The organism is Streptomyces sp. NL15-2K, assembly GCF_030551255.1.
In the GTDB taxonomy this organism is placed as follows: domain Bacteria; phylum Actinomycetota; class Actinomycetes; order Streptomycetales; family Streptomycetaceae; genus Streptomyces.
In genome coordinates, this window is record NZ_CP130630.1 from 1,557,233 (window position 1) to 1,579,458 (window position 22,226).

Annotated in this window: 17 protein-coding genes and 1 pseudogene; 7 read left to right on the forward strand and 11 right to left on the reverse strand. The window is 70.2% G+C overall.

Annotation, left to right across the window (positions count from 1 at the left end; translation table 11 throughout):
* Positions 1–326: 326 nt before the first annotated feature.
* Positions 327–1,511: a cytochrome P450 gene (locus Q4V64_RS06390; protein ID WP_124445788.1), complete on the reverse strand. Its 1,185-nt coding sequence runs from the start codon at positions 1,509–1,511 to the stop codon at positions 327–329.
* 625 nt (positions 1,512–2,136) lie between these two features.
* Here Q4V64_RS06390 and Q4V64_RS06395 point away from each other — a divergent pair.
* The 6 genes and pseudogenes from Q4V64_RS06395 (at position 2,137) to Q4V64_RS06420 (ending at position 5,907) form a co-directional block, all read left to right on the forward strand.
* Positions 2,137–3,030 carry an alpha/beta hydrolase gene (locus Q4V64_RS06395; protein ID WP_124445789.1) on the forward strand — a complete coding sequence of 298 codons (894 nt, stop codon included), beginning with the start codon at positions 2,137–2,139 and terminating at the stop codon, positions 3,028–3,030.
* A gap of 310 nt (positions 3,031–3,340) precedes the next feature.
* Positions 3,341–3,529, forward strand: a pseudogene (locus Q4V64_RS54790) (Rieske 2Fe-2S domain-containing protein); the annotation flags it as partial.
* Positions 3,530–3,852: 323 nt separating this feature from the next.
* Positions 3,853–4,530 carry a hypothetical protein gene (locus tag Q4V64_RS06405; RefSeq protein ID WP_303709134.1) on the forward strand — a complete coding sequence of 226 codons (678 nt, stop codon included), beginning with the start codon at positions 3,853–3,855 and terminating at the stop codon, positions 4,528–4,530.
* A gap of 14 nt (positions 4,531–4,544) precedes the next feature.
* Complete coding sequence (locus Q4V64_RS06410; RefSeq protein WP_253267569.1) at positions 4,545–4,907, forward strand: ferredoxin reductase; 363 nt, start codon at positions 4,545–4,547, stop codon at positions 4,905–4,907.
* Positions 4,904–5,494 (forward strand): iron-sulfur cluster-binding domain-containing protein, encoded by a 591-nt coding sequence (locus tag Q4V64_RS06415; protein WP_253267570.1) that lies wholly within the window; start codon positions 4,904–4,906, stop codon positions 5,492–5,494. Before Q4V64_RS06410 ends, Q4V64_RS06415 begins: the two co-directional genes overlap by 4 nt.
* Complete coding sequence (locus Q4V64_RS06420) at positions 5,491–5,907, forward strand: nuclear transport factor 2 family protein (protein WP_253267571.1); 417 nt, start codon at positions 5,491–5,493, stop codon at positions 5,905–5,907. The genes Q4V64_RS06415 and Q4V64_RS06420 overlap by 4 nt, the downstream gene beginning before the upstream one ends.
* A gap of 245 nt (positions 5,908–6,152) precedes the next feature.
* Here Q4V64_RS06420 and Q4V64_RS06425 read toward each other — a convergent pair whose 3' ends face one another.
* The 5 genes from Q4V64_RS06425 to Q4V64_RS06445 form a co-directional block, all read right to left on the reverse strand.
* Positions 6,153–6,899, reverse strand: a complete 747-nt coding sequence (locus Q4V64_RS06425) for an SDR family oxidoreductase (protein WP_253267572.1) — start codon at positions 6,897–6,899, stop codon at positions 6,153–6,155.
* Between the two features lie 423 nt (positions 6,900–7,322).
* Complete coding sequence (locus Q4V64_RS06430; protein WP_253267573.1) at positions 7,323–8,051, reverse strand: TetR/AcrR family transcriptional regulator; 729 nt, start codon at positions 8,049–8,051, stop codon at positions 7,323–7,325.
* Between the two features lie 102 nt (positions 8,052–8,153).
* Positions 8,154–10,664: a SpoIIE family protein phosphatase gene (locus tag Q4V64_RS06435; protein WP_303709138.1), complete on the reverse strand. Its 2,511-nt coding sequence runs from the start codon at positions 10,662–10,664 to the stop codon at positions 8,154–8,156.
* A 468-nt stretch (positions 10,665–11,132) separates the two neighbouring features.
* Positions 11,133–12,332, reverse strand: a complete 1,200-nt coding sequence (locus Q4V64_RS06440; RefSeq protein WP_124445620.1) for an Ig-like domain-containing protein — start codon at positions 12,330–12,332, stop codon at positions 11,133–11,135.
* 30 nt (positions 12,333–12,362) lie between these two features.
* Positions 12,363–13,442 carry an LCP family protein gene (locus tag Q4V64_RS06445; protein WP_253267526.1) on the reverse strand — a complete coding sequence of 360 codons (1,080 nt, stop codon included), beginning with the start codon at positions 13,440–13,442 and terminating at the stop codon, positions 12,363–12,365.
* Positions 13,443–13,690: 248 nt separating this feature from the next.
* Here Q4V64_RS06445 and Q4V64_RS06450 point away from each other — a divergent pair, with 248 nt between their 5' ends.
* A complete protein-coding gene (locus Q4V64_RS06450) occupies positions 13,691–14,596 on the forward strand; it encodes a biosynthetic peptidoglycan transglycosylase (RefSeq protein WP_124445619.1) in 906 nt (301 codons plus the stop codon).
* A gap of 78 nt (positions 14,597–14,674) precedes the next feature.
* On the opposite strand, the gene Q4V64_RS06455 is transcribed toward Q4V64_RS06450, so the two are convergent.
* The 5 genes from Q4V64_RS06455 to Q4V64_RS06475 form a co-directional block, all read right to left on the reverse strand.
* A complete protein-coding gene (locus tag Q4V64_RS06455) occupies positions 14,675–15,361 on the reverse strand; it encodes a YoaK family protein (protein ID WP_124445618.1) in 687 nt (228 codons plus the stop codon).
* Between the two features lie 81 nt (positions 15,362–15,442).
* Positions 15,443–18,433 (reverse strand): esterase-like activity of phytase family protein, encoded by a 2,991-nt coding sequence (locus tag Q4V64_RS06460; protein WP_172629613.1) that lies wholly within the window; start codon positions 18,431–18,433, stop codon positions 15,443–15,445.
* Positions 18,434–18,548: 115 nt separating this feature from the next.
* A complete protein-coding gene (locus Q4V64_RS06465) occupies positions 18,549–19,484 on the reverse strand; it encodes an ABC transporter permease (protein WP_124445616.1) in 936 nt (311 codons plus the stop codon).
* Positions 19,481–20,602, reverse strand: a complete 1,122-nt coding sequence (locus tag Q4V64_RS06470; RefSeq protein ID WP_124445615.1) for an ABC transporter permease — start codon at positions 20,600–20,602, stop codon at positions 19,481–19,483. The genes Q4V64_RS06465 and Q4V64_RS06470 overlap by 4 nt, the downstream gene beginning before the upstream one ends.
* The gene (locus Q4V64_RS06475) at positions 20,599–22,224 is read right to left on the reverse strand and encodes an ABC transporter ATP-binding protein (RefSeq protein WP_124445614.1); all 1,626 of its coding nucleotides are present in this window, start codon (positions 22,222–22,224) and stop codon (positions 20,599–20,601) included. Before Q4V64_RS06475 ends, Q4V64_RS06470 begins: the two co-directional genes overlap by 4 nt.
* Between the last annotated feature and the right edge of the window lie 2 nt (positions 22,225–22,226).

Here is a 22,226-nt window from a genome sequence, read left to right on the forward strand (position 1 = left end):
GTGGTCGCGGGCAGCCGTGTGCACGAGCGCGCCGAACTGCGAAGCCGGCCGCGGCAGTTGCTGGGTCGATGTCCGCGTCGGCCGGGACGACGAGCGGCGCCTTGCCGTCCAGTTCCAGCACCACGCGAGTGATGAGGTGCCGTCCGGCTGTCAGGTTGCCGGCGTCGGCCGGAAGTAGCACAGCAGGCGCTGCATCGGCCCAGGCCGGGCCTGACCGGCCTGGGCCGGCCGCCGGCGAAGTTCTTGCCCTCGATGTGCGACAGCAGCCCGAGCGGATGGGTACGGACGGTGGCCCGCGGCTCAACTCCCCCTGTCGGCGCCGTCTCTCAGGACCAGTACAGACGAAGCGGCAGGGACCGCAGATGCCTGGCGTGGAGGTCGGGCTGGTAGTCGAGCTGGTCCGGTGGGACCGCCAACTCGAAGCGTCGTACCGTGCCCAGCAGCACCTCCAGAGCGGTGCGCGCCTCGAGACGGGCGAGTGCGTGGCCCAGGCACGTGTGCTCTCCCCGGCCGAACGCGAGGTGGGAGTGGGGCGAAACGCGATCGAGGTCGATCTCGTCGGGCCGCTCGGCGAGCTTCGGGTCACGATTGCCGGCGCCGAAACTTACCAGGAGGCGAGCGCCGGCCGGAATCGGCGTGCCGCCGAGCTCGGTGTCACGGGTCGCGGTCCGGTACAGCCCTTGAACGGGCGATTCCAGGCGCAGCGACTCCTCGAGGAACGTCGTCAGCCGCGACGGGTCCTGCCGCAACCGGTCGGCCAGCCGCGGATCCTCGGCCAGCATCCTGGTGCTGCTGCTGATGACATCGGCGGTCGTGACGTTACCGGCGAACAGCAACTCGATGACGAACCGGGTGGCGTCCTGAGCGTCGAGCCCGGACGCTGCGATCGTGTGCAGGATGGTGCTCTCCTGCTCGACACCGGCCGCCGCCTCCAACGCCGGCGCCAGGAGCGCACCGAACTCCTCGCAGGCCCGCATGAAGCCGACCGGGTCGGGGGCCTCGTTGAGGAAGGAGAGCACCTTCTCCGAGAGCCGCCGCATGGCAGCGGTGTCCGCTTCCGGGACCCCCAACACAGTGCTGATGACGGCGATGGGCAGCTTGACGGCGAAGTCGGCCACGAAGTCGACCTCTGCCCGCCCGCGCAGACCCTCGATCAGCTCCACGGACATCGCCCGCATCTGCGGCTCGAAACGAGCGATCCGGCCGGAAGTGAACGCCCTGTGCGCCAACCTGCGGCGCCGGCTGTGTTCCGGCGGATCACTCGTGACCAGGTAGAACCCCGTCTCCGCCGGCCCGTTCCCCGGCTCGGGCGGCGGGAGGCCGAGCGCGTCGCACGACGAGAACGTCTCGACATCACGCAGCACCGTGTCGATGTCCTCCGCCCGAGTGACCATGAAGGCGTTGACCTCCTCGACGAAGGTCACTCCTCGCGTCCGCAGCCGGGCGTACAGCGGGTACGGACAGTGCGGGGCCTCGGGCCCGACTGTGGCAGTCGTGTCATGGCTGGACATGACCTTCCTTCCTGACCATTCAGCGGCTCGCGGACAGTCCGGAGCCGGGGCGCGCAAGCCCCGTGGGAAAGTCCTGCCGAGCCATGCTGCGGGAACTGGGCTCGGGACGAAACGGCAGCTGCCGTTGAACGAAAAACCGAGCAGGGCGGCCGCCGTCGGCCGTTGGCCCGCGCGGATTCTCTGACAAACTTTTGTCAGAGGTATTAATCAGAGCGGCTTCTCGGTGCTACGTTGCCAATCCCAGCAGAGGTGGGGCGGCCGACGTCGGCCTGCCCGACAGCACCGTGCCATCGGCTGTCATCCCCTGTGGCCAGAGGTGCCGCGAACGCGACAGCGTGGAGCCGCGCGAGGCCTGAAACCCCAAGTGAACGTGATCAGTAGCACGCGAGTGCAACCGGCCGGGAATCCGCAGTCCCGGCCAAGGAGAGGTAACGCCATGAGGGAACCGCTGAGTTACGGCATCGCGAGCGGAGGCCGGCGGCAATGTACGTTCCGACCAGGACCACCCCCGCGGACGACGCGGCCGTGCTGGCCCACAACGCCGAGGTCAGGAAGCGCTTCAGGGAGCGTCTGAGCCAAGCGCCCGGCTCTGCTGAGACGCTCCCCCCCCCCGCCGCGTGTCCGAGTGGTCCGCGACATCGTGTTCGGCCGCGCGGAAGGCGCCGAAGGCGAGATCGAGCTCCAGATGGACCTGTACCTGCCGGAGCCGTCGCACGGGCCGGCACCTCTGATCGTGTGGTTGTCCGGGGCCGCCTGGCGGATGCAGCGACGAGGCGACGGACCACGGCTGACGCGCATGTTCGCGCAGCGGGGCTACGCGATGGCCGACATCGACTACCGGTCCAGCGCGGTCGCGACCTGGCCCGCGCAGTTCGACGACGTGACCGCCGCGCTGCGCCATCTGCTCCGGATCGCGGAGCAGTACGACCTCGACGCGGACGCGATCGGCCTGTGGGGCCGCTCGGCGGGGGCACATCTGGCGCTGCTCGCTGCTTTCGCCGGGGCACGGCCGGATCGCGGCGACGCACCCGCCGTGCGGGCGGTCGTCGCGAGTTACCCGGCGACCGACCTGGTACCCATGGCCGAGGACGCCATCCCCGGCGGCATCCTCGGCGACAAGGATCCGGACGACCCGGCCCGGGGTCTGCTCGGCGGGCCTCCCGCGGACCTGCCCGACATCGCCCGCGCGGCCAGTCCGGTTCACCAGGTCGGCCCGGGTGTCCCGCCGGTCCTGCTGCTGCACGGTGATGAGGACCTGCACATCGGCCACCGCCAGAGCCGCAGGCTGTTCGACGCGCTGGTCGCCGCGGACGCCGAGGCACACCTCCTCCTGGTCCACGGCGCCGACCACGGGCTCCTCAACACCGCGGCCTGGGAGAACCACGAGTCGCCGTTCCGCGCCACGATGTGGTCGTCGGGTGACGCGGCGGGCACCGGGAAAAAGGACGTTCCCCTCACCCCTGGTCTCATCGAGCGGTTCTTCGACCGGCACCTGCGCGATGAGCCCTGGTACGCCTGACATTCACCGCACCGCACCGCGCCGGCAGGCTCACAGGCCCCCACGACTGCGGTCGCCTTCCCGTTTCGGACTCGGCCCGCCGAGGTGCGCGCCGGCCGGCGGATCACCTGAAAGTACGTCCCACTCACCGGAGGGCTGCCCTTCGTGACGCTCGAAAAGCGACGGTGACGACATTCAGCCCGGATTTCACCCCCTCAACGTCGAGGAGATCAACATGACTGAACCGAGCACCATGGACACCGGTACCGGTTACGGCCGCGAGACACCGTCTTACGACGCGCGGCTGGCCGAGGTCGGCCCGGGCACGCCGATGGGCGAGGTACTGCGGCGGTACTGGCAGCCCATCGCCGTGTCGGCACAGCTCACCTCCGACACGCCGCACCGCACGCGGATCCTGGGCGAGAACCTGGTCGTCTTCCGCGACGGCCAGGGCCGCCCCGGCGCCGTCTTCGAACGGTGCGCCCACCGCGGCAGCAGCCTCTACTACGGCCGTGTCGAGGAGGACGGCATCCGCTGCTGCTACGGCTGGAAGTTCGACGTACAGGGTCACTGCCTGGAGCAGATCCTGGAACCGGACCGTGGCCGGCGTCGCGAGGTCGCGCGGCAGCCCTGGTATCCGGTCGAGGAGCGGTACGGTCTGGTGTTCGTCTACATGGGACCGCCTGAGCGCAAGCCCGCCCTCCCTCGCTACGACGCCCTGGAACCCCTTGGCGAGGGCGAGCAGTACTACGCCGCGTGGCCGATTCCCGGGCTGCCGCCGACCGGCCTGGTGTCGGACTTCAGCTGGCTGAACATGTACGAGAACGCGCTGGACCCTCGCACGTGTGCTGGCTGCACTCCAACCACAGCGGCAACCAGGTCATGGGCGCGGACACCACCACCGGACTGTCCGAGGCCTTCTTCGATCCGGAGGCCGCCCAGGACAACATCACGTACACCAGGACCGAGTTCGGAGCCAAGTACGACCATCTCATCCGGGACAAGGCGGCAGGCGACGACGCGCTCCGGAGCTTCCGTGCGGAACTCCACCTGCCGAACGCCTTCGGGCTGCCGGACTACGTGAGCCTGGCCACGGACCAGGGGCCCGACCAGATGCTGTGGGTCGTCCCGATGGACGACACCCACCACCGGGTGTTCTTCTCCATCCGTTCCAGCGACCCCGAGCGCGTGTACCGCTTCGCCTTCGGCCTCCAGCAGAACGGCAAGGACCCCTGGGAGCTGGCCGAGGAGGAGCGGCAGCGGTTCCCCGGTGACGGTGAGGCACAGGCCTCGCAGGGAGCGATCCCGATGCACTCCGAGGAGACCCTGGCAACCACCGACCGCGGCGTGGTGATGCTCCGTCGCATGCTCAAATCCATGGCCGCCGACGTCGAGGCCGGCCGCGACCCGCTGGGCGTGAGCACCCTCGACGGCCCTCCGCGCCACGTCGACGCCGGCATCTACACCGTCTCCCCGGGTACGGCACAGGGCGCGGCGACAGCGTCCACGGCCGGAGCCTGAGAAAGGACGCGGCCGTGACGTGGACGGAAGCGGTGGTCGTCTCTCACTTCCTGATGACCCCCGATATCGCGGTGATCGACCTCGCCCCGGTGGAGGGAACCGAGTTCCCGGCCTACACCGCCGGCGCGCACATCGATGTCCGGACCGACTCCGGACCGGTCCGCCAGTACTCACTGTGCGGGCCGCCCGAGTACGGCCACTACCGCCTGGCCGTACTCAACGAGCCGGGCTCCCGCGGCGGTTCGCGGGCGATGCACGCGCTCAACGTGGGCGACCGGCTACGGATCTCGGCACCGCGCAACCGCTTCCCCCTCGTCACGGCCCGCCGGCACCTGCTGTTCGCCGGCGGGATCGGCATCACCCCCTGCTGGCGATGATGCACCAACTGGACGCCGAGCGCGGCGACTACACGCTGCACTACTGCGCCCGCAGCCGCACCCACGCGGCCTTTGTCCCGGAGCTGACCGACAACCCCCACACCACCTTCCACTTCGGCGACGAGGACCCCGCCCAGATCCTGGACGTGGCCCGTGACCTCGGCGAACCGCAACCGGACACAGCGGTCTACGTCTGCGGCCCGGCAGGCTTCATCGACCACGTACTGGGCATAGCCGAAGCCATGGGCTGGCCGCCGCAGGTCCTGCACAAGGCACGGTTCAGCAACGACGGCGCCGCCGCGCAACCCGACGCGGGCGGCTCGGGCGGCTTCACCATACGTCTGGCCTCCACGGGAGCCGAATACGCCGTTCCCGCCGGAAGCAGCGTGCTCGACATCCTGCTGGAGAACGGCATCGACGCACCGCACTCATGCCAGCTGGGCATCTGTGGTGAGTGCGTGGTGCGCGTGCTGGCGGGCGACCCCGATCACCGCGACGACGTGCTCACCGCGGACGAACGCGCCGAAGGCATGTTCGCCACCTGCTCGTCCCGCGCGCTCTCCCCCACCCTGGAGCTGGAACTGTGACCCATTCCCCCACTCTCCCGCCGGCCGCAACGCCCGGGGAAGCCCCCACTGTCGAGCTGGCGGAAGCCGCATGGCTCGAAGCCATGACCGCCGGACCGGATCCGATGCGCCCCCTGCTGCACCCGGAATGCGTCGTCGTGCACTCCCCGGTGGGACGTATCGACGGCGTGGATGCCTTCCTCGAGCACACGGCCCGTATGGGCAGGATCACCGAGATCGAGGCATTCGACGTCACTGTGCAGCGATTCGACGGAGTGGCGATCGTCAGCTGCCTGCAGGAGATGCACATCGTCTACATCCCCGATGCCACGCCGTTCGTCGTCCAGGCGGCGGTCACGCGGGTGTGGGTGCCGGACGGAGACGGCTGGCTGCTCGCCCACATGCAGCTGGCGCGCCGTCAGCCGCCCGGATGACCGGCGTCCGGCGCCCGGCCGTGGCCCTCGGGACGGATCCGCGACCTGGACCCGTCCCGAGGGCCACGGCGACCGCGTAGTCGAGGCGCGGTGCGGCCGTGCGCGGCGGGACGCTCAACGGGGCCGACGTGCCCCACTGCCACAGCCGTATGCCCACGGTGAAGGTGCCGTCCGGTGCGCGGGCCGGCGCTCCAGCCTCGACGAGTTCCAGCGCCGGCCCGGCGCACAGTGGCGAGAGCGTACCGTCAACGGCGCGTGAGTCCTCCGTCGACGGCGAGGATCTGGCCGGTGATGAACGCGGCTTCGTCGGTGGCCAGGAAGGCCACTGTGTTGGCGACGTCCGCCGTCGTCTGCCGCCGCTTCAGGTTCTGCATCTGTACGGTCATGTCGAAGAAGGCCTCCCCGGCGCTCTGGAGGGCCTTGGCGGTCGGGACCAGACCGGGGGCGACCGCGTTGACCGTGACATCGTGTTTCGCCAGGTTCGCCGCCAGCACGTGGGTGAACCCGTTGAGGGCGCCCTTTGAAGAGATGTACGCGACGAACGGCGGCGGGCTCACCCAGTAACTCCCGGACGTTATGTTGATCACCCGGCCGGCCTGGGACTGCCTGAGGTCCTCGAGAAAAGCCTTCGCCGTCAGGAAGGCTCCGTTCACGTTGACCGCGAAAACTCGGCTCCACTGCTCGAACGTCACGTCGTCGATGTCGGCGAAGGGCACGATGCCCGCGTTGTTCACGACGATGTCGACGCGGCCCAGCGCATCCCGGACCTCCGGGGCGAAGGCATTCACCTGTGCCTCGTCGGAGATGTCGACCTTCGCGCTGAAGAACCGGCGGCCGTTCCCTTCGACAATCCGCTGCGTATCGTTCGCCGCGTCCACATCGGCGACCGCGATATCGGCGCCTTCGGACGACAGCTTCCGGGCGATCTCCTGACCGATCCCGACACTACCGCCGGTCACCACGGCAATTCTTCCCGCCAGACGTCCCGCCATGACACAACTCCTTTTCAGCGACCCGGAGATGTGGGTGAGCGTTGCCCGCTCACCCACCCGCGGCCCCTCGACCAGTGCTCCCACGCCCAGCCCCGGCTTCAGCGGCGGTCAGGCCGAGCGCCGCCTGCGCGGCGACCGACGCCCTGACTCGCGCAGCCGGGCCGCGGCGCAGTCCCTTGACCGGCCATGATGCGCGGCTCCCAGTCGCGGCGATACGGCGCGTTCCGTTCAACGAAAGGTGTTTGGGCACGCCCCGTTCAGCTGACGCCCAGACCGGTGCCAAGCGCCTTTGCGGCGCGGCCCGGTTCCCGGCCCGTACGACGGGTGCGCATATCGAGGTCCGAACCGACACTCTCGCCCAGAGCCACGGCCGCCGGACCGGATGCGATGGGCTGCCCGCTGCCATGTGCAGCCGGGGCGCCGTCAGCTGCTGGGCTGATCCCCGCCCTGCGCCTCTTCGATGCCCCGAGGGGGATCATCCGGCTCCCCGGCCCCTGCTCGGGGGACTTCGGCGAGCGCGTAGAGCACGCGCGCCAGCTGCTCGGCGTAGCGGTCGAGGAACTCGGCAGAGGCCGGATCCTCGCCGGTGACGGTGGCGGCCAGCTGCGGCAGCACTTCCGGCGCGATCGTCGCGGCGAAGAACGCGAGCGTCAGCGCGCCGGCATCGAGATCGGCGCGGATCTCGCCCCTGTCCTGCCTTTTCCGGGTTTCGGCGACGACGTCGAGCAGGCGGTTCGCCCATGCGTCGGGAGGAGGGGGTTTGCCGTCGAGCTCGGCACGGACCAGCGTCCGTATGATCTGCAACTTGTCGTCGTGTTCCCAGCGCACATAGTCCCGGACGATCTCGGCGAACGGCTCCGCGCCGCCCATCATGGTCGCGCCCTTGGTGATCCAGCGCTCGGTGAGGGCGTCGTAGAGGCCCTTCTTGCTGCCGAAGTGATAGGTGATCAGCGAGTGGTTCACTCCGGCCGCGGCGGCGATCCGCTCGACACGTGCCCCCTTGAAGCCGTGCTTGCCGAACTCCTCGTTCGCCGCGTCCATGATGCTCTGGCGGGTGCGTTCCGGATCGTGCCGGCGGCGGGGATCGGCCGAGCGCCGATGCCGCTTGCGCTGCCCTGCGGAGTCAGGGGTGTGCTCGTCCTTGTCGATCACCTCTCGAATATAGCCTTCCTTTCTTCCCCGCCTGGCCCGAGCAGGAGAACGGGTGCGGACGGCACGGTGACCCGGTACGGGCAGGCCTCTGACAGCGGAGCTTCAGATGACGGGCTGGAGTACGTCGAGGTCCTGTTCCGCCCAGATGGTTTTCCCGGTGTCGGCGTGGCGGGTGCCCCAGCCGCGGGTCAGCTGGGCCACCAGTAGCAGGCCGCGGCCGCCCTCGTCGTAGGTGTGGGCCCGGCGCAGGTGGGGGGCGGTGTTGCTGGCGTCGGAGACCTCGCAGATGAGGTGGCGGTCGTGGATCAGCCGTAGCTGGATGGGCGGGGCGGCGTGGCGGATGGCGTTGGTGACCAGTTCGCTGATCACCAGCTCGGTGACGAAGGATGCCTCCGTCAGGTCCCAGGCCACGAGCTGGGCGGTGACGAGCTTGCGGGCCCGGGCCACGATGGCCGGGTCGGCGGGCAGGTCCCAGGATGCGACGTGCCGGGCGTCGAGCGCGTGGGTACGGGCAATGAGCAGGGCGATGTCGTCGGTGCGGTCCTCGGGCCGCAATGTGCCGATCACCGCGTCGCAGAGGACGTCCAGGTCGGCGGCGGGATGGGCGAGTGCCTTCCGTAGCCGTGCCAGCCCCTGGTCGATGTCCAGGTGGCGGGACCCGATCAGGCCGTCGGTGTAGAGGGCGAGGATGCTCCCCTCGGGCAGCGCGAGCTCGGTGACGTCGAACGGCAGTCCGCCCAGGCCCAGCGGAGGGCCGACGGGCGCGTCCAGGAAGTCCACGGTGCCCTCGGGGGTGACCAGGGCGGGCATGGGGTGACCGGCGCTGGCCAGTGCGCAGGTTTGTGAGACCGGGTCGTAGACGGCGTACAGGCAGGTTGCGCCGAACCCCCCGGCGGTCTCGGCGGCCTGGTCGGTCGGCGACGTGCCGCCGGTGTCCGCGTCTGCCGCCAGCCGGACGACCAGATCGTCCAGGTGGGTGAGCAGTTCGTCGGGCGACAGGTCGACGTCGGCGAGGGTGCGCACGGCGGTGCGCAGCCGCCCCATGGTGGCCGCCGCCTGGATGCCGTGCCCGACCACGTCGCCGACGACCAGGGCGACCCGTGCGCTGGACAGCGGGATGACGTCGAACCAGTCGCCGCCCACTCCGGCGAGCGCGCTGGCGGGCAGGTATCGGGAGGCGACCTCCACGGCTTGCTGCCGCGGCAGCTGTTGCGGCAGCAGGGTCTTTTGCAGCGCCGTCGCGGTGTCGCGCTCGCGGGTGTACCGGCGGGCGTTGTCGATGAAGACGGCGGCCCGGCCGGTGATCTCTTCGGCAAGCAGCAGATCATCCTCGCTGAAGGACTCCTGCCGTTGATGGCGGATGAAGACGGCGATGCCGAAGGTGGTGCCGCGAGCACGGAGAGGCACGGCCATGACGGAGTGCATTCCGAACGCGCGGACCGCGGCTTCCCGGCGCGGGTGGCCCACCGACCAGTCGGTGTTCGACGGGTCGAACTTCGCGTGGAGCACGGCCCGGCCTGTGGCGAGGCACTCGGCAGTCGGGGTGTCGGCGGCGTAGGAGTCCACCTCGCCGAGGGGGACGACCGCCTCGGGAGTGCCCGGGAGTACGGACTGGTGGGCCACACGGCGCAGGCGGACAGCGCCCCGTCGGGCGGTTCCGGGCACCGGGCCGGGGGCGGGGTCGGGGTCGGGGTCGGGGTCGGGGTCGGGGTCGGGGTCGGGGTCGGGGTCGGGGTCGGGGAGCAGATCAACGGTGGCGAAGTCGGCGAACTCCGGCACGGCCACCTCAGCCAGTTCTTGCGCTGTGCGCGCCACGTCGAGGCTGCTGCTGATCCGGACGGTGGCATCGTTGAGCAGTTGCAGCCGCTTGCGTGCCCAGTACTGCTCGGTTATGTCGTGGGTCACCAGAGCCACTCCGCACACGGCGCCGCCCTCGTCCCGCACCGGGTACGCGAGGCTGGACCAAGCATGCTCCCGGCTCTCGCCGGGGGTCTGCGCGTAGGTCTCCACCTGCTGCGACTCCTCGCTTTCCAGCACCTGGTGCACGGCTCGCTCCAACAGTGCGGCTGCCGGGTGGAGGTCGAACTCCGAGAATCGCAACCCGCGCATCTCCGCCTCGGTGATGCCCAGCGCACTCTCCGCGGAGCTGTTGGCCCGGCGCACGCGCAGACGTGTGTCGAACACAAGCGCCCCGAAGCTGGGCGACTGCTTGAGCACCCACTCCGTGAGCGGCTTGTCCTGCGGGGTGGCGGCGCCGGCGAGGGAACAGATCAGAAGCCAGTCCGGGCCCGTATCCCTCATCGTGCGACGGTGGGCGAGCAGACCGGCCTCCACCAGGTGCCCGTCCCGGTGCCGCAGCCGCGGCCGACCGCTCCACCTCCTCAGGGCCTGGATCTCGCGCAGCGTCTCCGAGGGAGGTACTTCATCGAGCAGGCGGGCGGCGGGCGTGCCGACGATCTCGTCCGGCAGATAGCCCAGCACCTGCCGGGCACCCTCACTCCATCCCGTCACGATGCCCTGTTGATCGACAACAGCCCACGCCGAGCCACCGTCGTCGAACGCGGCGCCTGGCAGGTCCGGCTGTTCGACGCTGCGGGTGGGTCGCTGTTCCATCGCCGTCTCACTTGCACCTGGGGCTTAGAGGACTTCCGCCTGCCGACGCCGCAGTCCGCGTGCGGCCCCAACCGGTACCTCCATTATTGTTACGCCCTCCCGAACGGCACCTGGTAGACGATGTCCATGGGCGCGGTGACGGCGGCGCTGGCCGCCCCGCCGGCGCCTCCGGCCCGGTAGCGCCGCCCACGGCGCAGGCCTCATCTCGTGGATCGCACCGCCACCGCCACGACTCGGCTGCCATCCACGCCCTCGCCGACCGCTTCCTCGCGATGGCGGGCGACCGGGAGGACCACGGCATCGCCCACGGCGACCTGACCGGCCTGGCCCCTGCTCCTCGGCCACGCCGATCAACGGCTCCGCCGGGAGACGGCCCGCGTCCGGGGCTTCCTCGGGCACCCCCGCTCTACGCTGCCCCACCTGACCGCCGACGCGCTCACGCTCCCTGCTGGGTAACGCCCGTCGTCTTCACCGGGTGGCGTTGGGGATGCTCCACTGCGACCAGGACAGGTTCCAGTCTCCGTCCCCGTTGTCGAGCGCCACCGGCTTGGACGGGTTGATGACCCGGACCAGATCTCCCGGCTGCACGGTGTTGTAGAACCACTTCGCGTCTGATGCGCCGAGGTGGACGCATCCGTGGGAGTTGTCCACCCTGCCGATGGCCGCGTTGTCCCATGACGCGTCGTGGATGTACGTACCGCTCCAGGTCAAGTGGACGTCCCAAAGGACCGGCAGGTTGTAGTAGTCCGGATTTCCGGGGGTGCAGCTGAGTCCGACGCTGCACGAGGACATCTGGATCTTCGCCTCCTTGTCCAGCACCACCAGGTAGCCACCCCAGGTCCGGTAGTGCGACCCGCCACTCGATACAGGGAGTGTCCGGATCAGTTCACTGCCCCGGTAGACCGCCATGGACTGGGTGTGGGGATCGACTACCGCGTGGACGTCGGAGTCGACCGTGAAGGAGTGGGTGTAGTCGCCGGTCGCCCAGAGGCCTTTGCCGGTGTTCACGCCTTCGAGGTCGCCCTCTACGGTGATCTTGTCTCCCAGCGGCCAGGAGGTGCGCGGACGGTAGTCGACACGCCGGTTGGTCATCCAGTGCCAGGCTCCCGTGACGCGGTCGGTGTCGGTCACGGACAGCACTTTCTGTACGGCGGCTTCATCGGTCACGGGCTTGGTGAACACCACGGTGACGGGCTGTGCGTTGCCGACCTCGGCCCCAGTGGCGGGGGTGATGGACTGCGCCGTGACGGTGGCGGCCGGATTGACCGTCTCAATGTTCAGACGCTTGGTGACCGACTTTCCGGATGAGTCGGTGGCCGTCGCGGTGACCGTGTAGCGGGCGTCGAGGCTGAGGGGGTGAGACGGTGTCCACGTACCGGCCGCCATGTCCAGGGAGCCGGTGACAAGGGACCCGTTGGAGCGGATGACCGAGACCTTGGTCAGTTCGGCGTGGGTGACCCCGCAGTGAATGGGCTGATCCGGCTCGGTCCGGCCGGACGCGTCGGTGACCGTCCGCATCGTGATAGCGCTCGGTCTGGGCGACGACGGCGAGGCCGCGCTCATTCCACACCCGACCAGCGTGAGCACGGAGACCGCCGCGAAGGTGGCGAGGTACGCCATCTCCTTCATGAACCTGCGCTTTTCCGGCGCCTGGCTAGTGGTTCTCACTGTGTCTCCTTCTCGGCCGGCAGGGCGGCGTCACGTGTCGACGGCGGAAGAGCGCTGGCCGCCGTTGAGATCGGAGTGGGCGTCGTTGGTGCCGATGGTGACCGGCTGGTCGTTCTCCAGTTCACCGAAGAGGGTCTTGGCCTGTGTCATGTTCCACAGCACCGCGTCACCGGCGTTCGGTGTGTAGTGGTTCGCGTCCGCGATCGGAACCGTCAACTCGTGTCCGCTCCCGCCGGAAATCCCCTTCAGGCCCAGGAACATCCGCGCCAGGTCGTACGGGGTCATGTTCTTGTCCACGGTCAGCGTCCCGATGCCCGCGCCGAGTGCCGGGTAGAGCCGGAACGGGTTGAGGAGGGTGGACGGGGCCTCCGCCTGGTGGGCGACGGCGGCCAGGAACCTCTGCTGGTTCGCCATTCTGCTGAGGTCCTGGCCCGCCTCCTGGTGGCGCTCCCGGACCAGTTCGAGGGACTCCCGGCCGTCCAGCTTCCGGCAGCCCGCCTTGAGGTCGGCCCCCGAGGCCTGGTCCACGATCGGCCGGTCCAGGCACACGGTGACGCCACCGAGTGCGTTGACGAGATCGACGAAGCCGCCGAAGCCGATCTCCGCGTAATGGTCGATGTGAATGCCCGTGTTGTATTCGACGGTCTCCGCCAGCAGTTGGCCGCCGCCCAGGGAGAATGCCGCGTTGAGCTTGTTGGCCGTCGCCGGATGCCGCACGCCGTTCGGGCCGGTGAACGCCGGTATGGTCACGTAACTGTCGCGCGGCAGACTGACCAGGGTGTCACCGTCGGCGCCGATGTGCAGCAGCATCATCGAGTCGCTGTTGCCGTAGGAGCCCTCGTCGTCGTTGCCGGTGTGAAGTGCCTTTCGCTGTTGCGGCGTCAGGTTCTGTCGGTTGTCCGAACCGGCGACGAGATACGTGGTGCCCTTGTCCGGGGGCGGCTGGTCCGGGAGGGCGCCGAGGTTCACCGTACGGTCCAGTTTCTGGTCCGCCCAGGCGTACGTACCCGCAAAGACCGTGAGCACCGTGAGGACCAACGTCAGCACGCCCCAGGTGATTCTGCGGCGCCGGTTGCGGGGCCTCACGCCCGGCGCCGGATCACGCTGCATCCGGACCTCCCTGAGGGCGTGGGCGACATCCCCGCCGATGAATGCTGTTCAACGTTCGATGCGCCTCAGCCTAGGGATCAACTGAACGTTCCCAGAAGAGAGCTGCCAAATCTTGACCCTTGCAAGGGATGCTTCTGAGGAATATCGCAAGCATTCCCTACCGAGGCCTTATAGGAATTTCACGCGGATGGTGCGTAATAAGGAATCACGGCCGGGTACAGGGGAGGCGTTTACGCATGATGGCTGTCGTGTCCCACGTCGGTCGCACCAGACCACTCGGCCGGTTCGCCGCCGCCGGTGCCCTCGGTGCCGGAGCCGCGGTGCTCTTCGGTTTCGCCCGGTCCTTCCTGCGCTACGGTTTCGACGCCGCTGCCACCCTTGTGGTCTTCGCCGTCGCCACCGCTACAGTGCTGACGCTCGACAGGCTCGTACGCCACGGCGCGCTGCCTCGGTGGCTGCGCCGTCTCATCACCCGTGTGTGCGTCCTCGGCCTCGCCGTGGCCGTCGTGCTCGCGGCAGCGGGAGGTGTCCTCCTGGCAGCCACGCCGGGGGTGGGCGACGCGGAGGCCCTGGTGCGCGCACAGGCCGCCGTACACGCGGTGAGCGACCCGGACGCGAGCACGCCGCCGAAGGTCGCCGCGGCGCTGGTGGCCACCGAGGACGCGCGTTTCTGGCACAACCCCGGCATCGACCCTGTCGGCGTGCTGCGTGCGCTGGTGTTCTGGGCAGACGGCCGCGGAGGCGACGGAGGGGGTGCCACCATCGAGCAGCAACTCGCCAAGATGCTCTACACCGACGGGCAACGCACCCGGCGCGACCAGCTGGAACAGGTTGCGCTGGCCGTCAAGCTCGCTCATGCCTGTCCGAAGAGCGAAATCCTGCGGATGTACCTGTCCACCGCGTATTTCGGCCAGGGGTACTTCGGTCTGGACGCGGCCGCACACGGGTACTTCAAGAAGAGTCCCGCCCAGCTGGACTGGCCGCAGGCCGCCCTCCTCGTCGGCCTGGTCCAGGCGCCGTCCGCCTACGATCCCCTTCACCACCCCGGTCTGGCCAGGCAGCGCCGCGCCGAGGTCCTGGGCCGCCTGGAGGCGGTCGGCGACCTCACCCCACGCCAGGTCAAGGCCTTCGACGCCGCGCCGTTGGGCGTCTGAACACGGCGAGCGCGAGCGGCAGGCCGAGAGTCGGCGGGCCCCTCGCACCGGCCAGGTAGGCACGGGTGACCTTGAGCATCAGTGAGCCGATGCCGTCGCCGCCAGTGCCGCGGTCGTCAACGCCCCGACCAGCAGGGGAATGGCCAGGCCGTGGTGGATGACGAGCCAGGCGCCGAGCACTGCCCCCGCCAGCATCGAGACGACCGCGCCCGCACGGTGCGCGGAACGGGTGCCCGAGCCGCCCCCGACTCGGGACTCGGCAGCCAGGCCGGTCAGCGTCATCGTGAGAACCGTCGTCGTCAGGTCGGGCACGCCCAGCCGGCGTACCGTCGCGTTGCGCAGGCCCATGGCGAGCGCCGTGAGGACGATCAGCGCATAGGCGGTGCGGGCGTGGCCGGGTGAGATGTAGGCGACCACCGACGCCGCGCCCATCAACGCCGCCTCGACCGCGAGCGTCACTCGCGTCCAGCTCCGGCGGGAGCCCTCCCCCATCCATACCGCGATCCGGCCGCCGGTCACCGCACCCGCCAGGTAGGTGCCCAGCGACGTGGCCGCGTGCGGCACCGAGAATCCCGGCGCCCCGGCCGCGGCGAAGCCCAGCACCACCACGTTCCCGGTCATGTTCGCCGTGAAGATACGCCCGATGCCCAGGTAGGTCACCGCATCGATCAGCCCGCTGACCGCGGTCAGAGTCAGCAGCACCGCGACGAGCGGCAGGCCGCGCGCCTTCGGGGTGTCCTTATCAGTCCGTGTCTCGCTGACCATCGGATCAGTGGACCATGGCCAGGTGAGAGAACGGCGAAAGCCTCAGACCCCGAAGGCTCGCGAAGGCGGCCGGGGCTGTCGTCAGGGCAACTCGGTCACGCGGTCGGTGCCGGGTGGGGCGACCGGGCTGTGGGCGGTGAGGTAGTCGGTGAGGGCCGCGATGTCGTCCCCGCCGCCGACGGTGTCGGTGCCCTCGGCGAAGGTGGTGAATCCGTCGCCGCCCGCGGCGAGGAAGGTGTTCGCGGTCACCCGGTAGGTGGCGTCCGGCCGCAGTGGTTCGCCGTTGAGCGCGATCGACGCCGGGTCGATGCGGTCGCCGACCGGCGCGGTGTGGGAGAAGGAGTACGTCAGGCCCTTGGAGACGCCGAGCATGAGGGTGGGTGCCCGGGTGCCCGAGTCGTTGAACTGCTCTTCCAGGATCTTCTCGATCTGCGCTCCCGTCAGGTTCACGGAGACCAGGGACCCGGCGAAGGGCTGTACGGCGAAGGCCTCGGCGTAGGTGATCTCGCCGGGTGCCTCCCCGCCCGTCGACGACCCGTGGACCAGGTCGGCCCGCACCCCGCCCGGGTTCATCAGGGCGATCCGGGCCCCGCCGCGCTCCGGTGCGGCGGTCGCGGCGAGTTGGGCGTCGGCGACGAGGTTCGCCAGGTCGGACTCGGTGTCGCGGGTCTCGGAGCGGGTGATGTCGGCGGTGACGCTGCCGACGACCCGGTTGGCCAGCGGCGCCGACAGGGCCTTCCACTTGTCGATGACGGCACTCTGATCGGCGTCCTTGGCGCCGGTGCGGGTGACGAGGTGGTTCATCGCGGCGACCTGGTCCCGTACGACATCTCCGGTACGGCGGTCCACCGGCAGCCGGGTCTCGGTGACGACCCGGCCGAACGACGAGGCCGAGGTGACCAGGCGGGGATTACCGGCCGGGTCGGGCAGGGAGCAGATGTACGGCTGGTGGGTGTGGCCGGTCACCACGGTGTCGATCGCCGGGTCGAGGTTCTTGGCGATGTCCACGATCGGGCCGGAGATGCCGTCGCACTGACCGTACGATCCGGCCTGCACTCCGCCCTGGTGCAGCAGGACGACGATCGCCTCCACTCCCTGGCGGCGCAGTTCGCGGGCGGAGGCGTTCGCGGTCTGTACCTCGTCGAGGAAGCGGACGGACTTGATGCCGGACTGGCCGGTGACCTCGGGGGTGCCCTCCAAGGTCATGCCGATGAAGCCGACCTTCACCCCGTCCACCTTCTTCACCCAGGTGGGCGCCAGGAGGGGCTTGCCTGAGGCGCGGTCGATGACGTTGGCGGCCAGCCAGGGGAACTGGGCGCCGTCGTACGGCTCGTCCTTGATGAAGCAGCCGTCCTCGGGGTGGCAGCCCCCGTGTTGCATGCGCAGCAGTTCCTCGGTGCCCTCGTCCAACTCGTGGTTGCCGACGCTGGTGACGTCCAGGTGCAGCTTCTCCATGGATTCGACGGTGGGTTCGTCGTGGAAGAGGCCGGAGAGGAAGGGGCTGGCGCCGATGATGTCGCCCGCGGCGACGGTCAGCGAGGTGCCGGTGCCCTGCCGGAGTTGCCCGAGCCGGGCCGCGAGGTATTCGGCGCCGCCGACCGGCGTGGTCTTCGGGTCGAGCTTGGAGCCGAGGTTGGCGTCGCGTCCGGTGGGCGGCTCCAGGTTGCCGTGGAAGTCGTTGAAGGACAGCAGCTGGACGTCGACGGTGGAGGGCGGCTGCTGAGTCGTGGGGAAGGTGCGGGTGTACGAGATCCACAGCCGGACGTCGGCCGCGTCCGTACGGCCGTTGCCGTCGAGGTCTCCGGCCGCGCCGGCGGTCGGGACGACCGCCAGGTCCTTGGCGCTGACGGCGCCGTCGCCGTTGACGTCCGGAGTGCGGGTGGCGAGGAGATCCGGCCGGACCGACAGCAGGTGGAACTTCGTGACGCTGCCGTTGAAGCCGAAGTTGTCGTCGGCGACGAGGACGAGTGAGCGGGAGCCGTCGGGCAGCCGCGGGCCCCAGGTGATGCCCTCGACGTTGTCGGCGTCGGTGCCGGAGGTGGTGAAGTCGTACAGCAGCCTCTTCGGCATGGGCCTCTCGGTGCCGGACAGGGCTTCCTTGCCGCCCACGTCCGTCGCGCCGATGGTGCTGGTCCAGTAGAGGCGGATGGAGAAGCCGACACCGGAGGCGAAGGAGCGTTCGACGGTGAGGTAGTCGGTGTCGTTGATCGCGAGGATCTCGGAGACGCCCCGGTCCGCCGAGTACGTGCCGACCGGGGCGGGCAGGGGGGCGGTGGGCGCGTCGGAGATCGGGTCGACCTCGTAGACGTGCTCGGCCTCCGGCTGCCCTGTCCGACGGTCCATCAGCAGCAGGCGGGACGGGCTCTTGACCGTCAGCCCGGCCGCGGGGCCGTCCTGCACGAGGGCGTTCTCGGTGATGGTGGCCACCGTGCGCCCGTCCGGGGAGAGGGTGAGCCCTTCCAGGGCCTGGTTGTTGCGCACCCCGGCGGTGAGTGTGCCCGAGGCCGACCGGACGGGGGCGTACGCCTTGGGCAGCGGCAGTTCGCGTACGTACCCGCCGGAGGTGGCCGCCTCGCGGACGAAGGCGGGCTGCCCGGCCGAAGAGGCGCCCTCGCTGGTCCACAGCAGGCTCTCGCCGCCCGAGGTCCAGCGGATCGCCTCGGGGTCGACCGCCTTGGGGGCGAAGGGTTCGCCGGTGGTGTCGGCGAGGACGGTCAGGGCGTCGAGGGCGGGCTTGTCGCCGGCGAAGGCCGCACCGTCGATCGGCAGTCGGAGGGTGTAGAAGCGGGCCTTGCCGTTCTCCGAGCGGTCGTCGCTGAGGGCGACGTACTCGCCGGACCGCGGGTCGTAGTCGATGCCGGACAAGCCGCCGAACGGCATGCCGAACTCCGTCGTCCCGGCGGGGACGGTGAGGGTGTCGAGGAGCCGGACGTCCTGCGCCTTCCCGGAGGCTTCCGCCTCCGGTTCTGCCGCGAAGCCGTTCGTCAGGGCCAGGCTGCCCAGGAGTCCGGTCGCTGCGAGGGAGGCGAGGAGCGCACGTCTGCGGCGGCGCGAGGGGGGTCTGTGTCGCATGGGTGTCCTTCCAAAGGGGGGCATCACATGGGCGTGCGGGCATGGCTCGCCGACCCGCACGCTCGGCAAGGTGCGGACGGGTGGGAAAGTCCAGCGAGAGGGGAGTGACGAGGCGTCAGAGTGAGGCAGCGGCCGGCACGGCACGGCCCCGGCGCTTGCGCCGCCACGCGTACAGCGCGAGGGCGACCAGCGTCATCGCGTACGGGATCGTCGACACCAGCTGCGGCGGCACGTCGAGGGTGCCGAGTTGCACGGCCAGTGCCTCCGCCGCTCCGAAGCCGAGTGCGGCGAGGAAGACACCCCAGGGCCGCAGACCGCCGAGGAACACGGCGGCGAGGGCGATGAAACCGCGGCCGGCCGTCATGTCCCGTACGAAGAAGGAGACGTAGCCCATGCTGAGGAAGACCCCGGCGAGTCCGGCGAGGGCACCGCTGAGGGCGAGTCCGGTGTACTGGACCCGCCGTACGGCGATCCCGACCGACGCCGCCGCGTCGGGCATCTCGCCGACCGCGCGCAGGTGGAGGCCGAAGCGAGTGCGGTAGAACAGCCAGGCGACGAAGGGTGCGGCCAGGAAGGCCAGCCAGGTGATCATGTTCTGGCCGCTCAGCACATCGCCGATGACCGGGACCTTCTCGACGCCCGGCAGCGTGACGGTCGGCAGGCTGCCGCTCTTCAGGCCGGAGGTGCCGCCCTTGTCGTCGAGGAGGCTGTAGACGGCGTAGGCGGTGCCGCCGGAGGCGAGGAGGTTGAGGCCGATGCCCGCGATGATCGCGTCGGCGCCCAGCTCCAGGCGGAGGGCGGCGAGCAGGACGCCCAGCAGGGTCGCCATCGCGACGCCGCTGACCGTGCCCAGCGCGACGGAGCCGCTGTAACCGGCGACGAGCGCCCCGGTGCAGGCGGCGGAGAGCATCTGGCCCTCCAGGGCGATGTTGCTGATGCCGGCGCGTTCGGCGACCAGCCCGCCGAACGCGGCGAGCAGGTACGGCGTGGCGATCCGCAGCGCGGCCGCCAGGAAGGCGCTGCTCAGGACGACGTCGAGCACGGAACTCATCGGACGCCCACCTGCCTCCGCGCGATCCGGCGCTTGAGCAGGCTCGGCAGGGCCTGGGCGGTGACCAGCAGCACGATGACCGCCTGGATGACCACCACGATCTCGGTGCCGACGTCGGTCTGCTGTTCCATGATGTCGCCCCCGGCGCGCAGGTAGGAGTAGAAGAGCCCGGCGACCACGACCACCAGCGGGTTGTTCCTGGCCAGCAGGGCGACCACGATCCCTTCGAAGGCGAGGCTTCCGGCGAGCCCGGGTTCCAGTCGCCCGTACACGCCCTGGACGAGATGGGCTCCGGCCAGGCCCGCGACGGCGCCGCCGATGACGAAACTCCACTCGATGACGCGGGGCACGCGGATGCCGCCGTACGCCGCGAAGTCGGGGTTGGCGCCGGTCATGCGGATGCGGTAGCCGAGCGGAGTGCGGGTGATGAGCAGCCACAGCGCGACGGCGGTCAGCAGCATCACCCCGAAACCGATGTTGGCTCGGCCCAGCGGGACGCCGAACCAGTCGCTCAGCGGGGTGAGCGCGGAGTCCTGCTGGATGGACTTCGAGTGCACGGCGCTGCTGCCGGACTCCTTCAGCGGGCCGTTGACCAGGTAGTCGTAGACGCGGACGACGATGGCGTTGAGCATCAGCGTCGCCACGATCTCGTTGGCGCCGAGGCGTGCCTTCATCGCGCCGGGCACCAGGCCCATTCCGGCGCCCGCGGCGGCGGCCGCGGCCATGGGCACGATCACGGCGACGACGGGTGACAGCGGCACGAAGATCGCGACGGTCGCGGCCGCCAGCGCACCGGCGTAGACCTGGCTCTCGGCGCCGAGGCTGATCTGCCGGGCGCGGAAGGGGATCGCGACCGACAGCCCGAGCAGGGTGAGGGTGGTGGCGTCCTCCAGCCAGCGGCCGACACGGAAGGAGCGTTCCAGCGGGCCGGTGAGCATCACCTCGTAGGCGCGGATCGGGTCGTTGCCGGTGGCGAGCATGACGAGGAAGCCGATGGCCAGGGCGGCCAGGACGGTGGCCAGGGCCATGCTGAGGTCGACGGCGAAGTCGCGGCGCCGGGTGGCGCGGTACTGGCGGCGGTCCTCGGTCTCGATCGCCGTCATGGGGGTGGTGGTCATGGCGTCTCCCCCAGGTCTGCCGGGCCGGCCGTGAGGTCGTCCCGGTCGGCGGTGAGGTCGTCCAGGCCGGCCGTGAGCCGGTCGCGGTCGTGCTCCTCGACGCCGAGCATGTAGAGCCCGACCCGCTTCTCGGTGAGGCCGGTCGTGTCGTCGAACCTGGCGGCCAGGCGGCCCTCCTTGAGGACGAGCAACCGGTCGGAGAGGGCGAGGAGTTCGGTGAGGTCGGCGGAGATCAGCAGGACGGCGGCGCCCGCGTCGCGGGCGGCGACCAGACGCTCGTACATGAAGCGCATCGCGCCGATGTCCACCCCGCGGGTGACCTGTGAGGCGATCAACAGGCATGGCTCTGCGGAGAGTTCGCGGGCGACGATCACCTTCTGCATGTTGCCCCCGGACAGCGCGCTCACCGGAACCGACGGGTCGGGCGTGCGGATGGCGTACTGGTCGATCAACTGCTCGGCGTGGGCGCGTACGGCACCGGGGTGCAGGACGCCACGGCGGGCGAGGGGCGGTCGGTCGTGGCGGTCGACGACGAGGTTGTCGGTGATGGACGCGTCGAGGGCGGCGCCGTTGTGCAGCCGGTCCTCCGGCACGTAGCCGATGCCGGCCCTGCGGTGTCCTGCCACGTCGAGGCCGGCCGTGTCGGTGCCGTCGATGTGGACCGTGCCCGCGGTGGGGCGGCGCAACCCGGCGAGGATCTCGGCGAGTTCGCTCTGGCCGTTGCCCTCGATGCCGGCCACGCCGACGATCTCCCCGGCGGCGACGTCGAAATCGAGGTCGTGCAGGGACTGGGCGGTCGGAGCCTCGTACCGGAGGCTCCGTACCCGCAGGGTGGTCCGCGTGGGACGGGCAGGGGCGCGGTCCACGTCCAGGGACATGTCCCGGCCGACCATCATGGAGGCGAGGGAGCGCTCGGTGGCGTCGGCGGTGGCGACCGTGCCCACCAGGGAGCCGGCCCGCATCACGCTCACCTGGTCGCTGATCTCCCGTACCTCACGCAGCTTGTGCGAGATGAACAGCACGGTCATCCCGCCGTCGCGCAGTCGGCGCACGGCGGCGAACAGGTCCTCGGTCTCCTGCGGGGTGAGCACCGCGGTCGGCTCGTCGAGGATCAGCACGCGGGCTTGCCGGTGGAGCGCCTTGAGGATCTCGGTGCGCTGCCGCATCCCGACCGACACCTCGTCGACGCGCGCCCTGGGGTCGACGGTGAGTCCGGACTCCTCCGCGAGCCGGGCGGTGGTCTCCACGGCCGCCTTCGGGTCGACCAGACCGCGACGGCCCGGCTCCACGCCGAGGACCACGTTCTGGGCGACGGTGAAGGACGGCACCAGCATGAGGTTCTGGTGCACCATGCCCACGCCCAGAGCGATGGCCGAGGCCGGGCCGCGCAGCACACGGGCCCGTCCGCCGACCAGGATCTCGCCCGAGCTGGGCTGTTCGAGGCCGTAGAACATCTTCATCAGAGTGGACTTGCCCGCGCCGTTCTCCCCGACGACCGCCCGGATCTCGCCCGGCGGGACCTCCAGGTCCACGGCGCGCACCGCGCGCACCCCGTTGGCGTAGGTCTTGGTGACCTGGCGGGCGGCGACGGCCGGTCCGTCCTCGCCCCATGGCTCGTTCATCG